Genomic DNA, 2,268 nt, shown 5'->3' on the forward strand with positions numbered 1-2,268 from the left:
GCAAACACTTTATTGGGACTGTGCTGAACAATACCATTTGCAGTAACGATTTCACTACTATATCTACGAGCAAAATATCCGAAGATATAAACAATGATTAATGTTAACCAAAATACAGTCATTGTATTTACCTGCCATATCCGTTTATTTTTTAGCCAACCGTTTTTTTATTTGTGTACATGATATAAAAATAAAGAATGATGCCAAAAGGTATTGCCAGAATGGTTGTTCCTTTACACGGAGACTCGTTAATAAACCGCTTATTGCGTAACATGATACTGCTTGAGACATAATGAATACATTGCCTGAACTTATTTTTATAATTGGGGGCATATTGCATTGCTATTTTTCGAAATTCAGCAAACCCTCTCGGATTTTTTCGATATTGGTTAATAATATTCAAACTTGATCCATCAATCATATACTCAACAATGCAGACGACCACGTTCATGATTAATAATGTGTATTCTTGATCCACTAAGATATATTTATAGCTTAAACCAACATATTTTTCTCCCTCGAATATTGGATAGCGAGGGTATTTTTTCATAACATCTGTCCTATAAATGAGTTTTTTATCCCCTTTACCCCCATTGGCGTAAAATCCGGAAAGAGTTGTATCCCTCTTGTCAGGTAATTTCGTACCAATGATTTCCCCATTTTTCGTTGCATTTAGTGCGATGATACCCGCATATCTGTCGCTTCTATTTTGCTTCCAAAACGTTACTATTTTTTCAACTGCATCATCAGTCAGATAATCATCAGAATCGACGCAGACATTAAGTTCAGTGTCAATCAAATCATATGCTGTATTATGGGCGCCATGCATTCCTTGATTTGGCTGATAGTGATATCTGATTGGAATGATGCCCTCTTCGATCCAGCCGTCAACCAGTTGTCTAGTATGATCAGTAGATCCGTCATCAATAATCAGCCATATAAAATCTCTGCTTGTCTGCCTCTTTAGACTTTCGTAACACCGATGCAAGGTATATGCTCGGTTATAGGTAGGTGTAAAAATCGTAATTGTAGGTTTCATGGTTATTCTTCCTTTATCTACTGTTACTATATTGTTCTAAATAAAACTGTTCCAACCATCTTGCATTTTTTTTAATATCAAATCCGCTATTTACAATTTCCTCATCCATGTTTTTACGATCATATCCATTTTTATATGTTAGCGTCCGTTCTGCCCAATATTCCGCAGACTCGCTCAGTGGCACAAATTCAACTAAGTCTGTAATTGCAGTTTCATTCGGAACTGCATCGGAAATAATACATTTCAACCCAGCCGCTTGCGCTTCTACAACCGCAACAGGCAACCCCTCAAATAAGGAAGGAAATACAAACACATCAAAGGCTTGCAAAATTTCATGGACATTAGCACAGTTACCCAAAAATATTACAGAATCTTGTAAACCCAAGTTAGTAACTTTCCGGATAATATCTTGTTCAAGCTCACCTTGTCCTACAAGCATCAATACTGCGTTATCGCATTTCTTTTTAACCTCATAAAAAATATCAATTAAAAATTTATGATTTTTCTGTATATTAAATCTACCGACATGCCCGATTACAAATTTATTTGCCACACCTAATTCACATCTCTTACGATTGGCCTTTTCCCTATCAAATGAGAATCGACTTGCTTCAATAGCATTGTTCATCATGATGGTTTTATCTGCATTTTTCTTACCGAATAACCATATTGCCGCCTGCTTGGAACACGAAAACATATGGGTAATATATTTTCGGCAAGCATGTTTCCAATAAAATCTAAAGGGGGCCTTTACATCTAAACGCATCTTAGAGTTATGGGCGTGACAAATGATTGTGGGAACGCCTTTCGCTTTCGCTTCCCTATATAAGAAATAGCCTAACTCGGAAAAATTACCATGGATAATTTTATACTCCTTATGTTCTTCAAGAAATGCGCGAATCTCTCGTTTATATCTAAAAAAATATTGCGGATGAACTGGAGGCATTCGAAAAATCCTGCCTCCTAAAGCTTCAATTTCTTCTTCATAGGCACCACGCTCCTGACGATGCACTAAAAAATCAAATTGGACTTTTGAACGGTCAATATTACGATAGTAGTTCATAATCATGGTTTCAGCCCCGCCGCGATTTAAAATGGTAAAGGCTTGTAATACTCGGATCGGTTCCATGTGTCACCTCTTATCTACTGATTATTTTTTGTATGACTAATAGCAGCAGATATAGTCCTGGCACAATATTGTATTTTGCGCATCCGAAGAATATCTTCCA

2 protein-coding genes are annotated in these 2,268 nt (G+C 36.5%); both read right to left on the reverse strand.

Translation table 11 applies throughout. The features are described 5' to 3' along the window. Positions 1-151: 151 nt before the first annotated feature. A complete protein-coding gene (locus AC29Z1_RS06090; protein WP_488270566.1) occupies positions 152-1,039 on the reverse strand; it encodes a glycosyltransferase family 2 protein in 888 nt (295 codons plus the stop codon). A 13-nt stretch (positions 1,040-1,052) separates the two neighbouring features. Further along, positions 1,053-2,168: a glycosyltransferase family 1 protein gene (locus AC29Z1_RS06095; protein WP_488270567.1), complete on the reverse strand. Its 1,116-nt coding sequence runs from the start codon at positions 2,166-2,168 to the stop codon at positions 1,053-1,055. Positions 2,169-2,268 lie beyond the last annotated feature (100 nt).

It is taken from the genome of Sporomusa sp. (assembly GCF_057736855.1).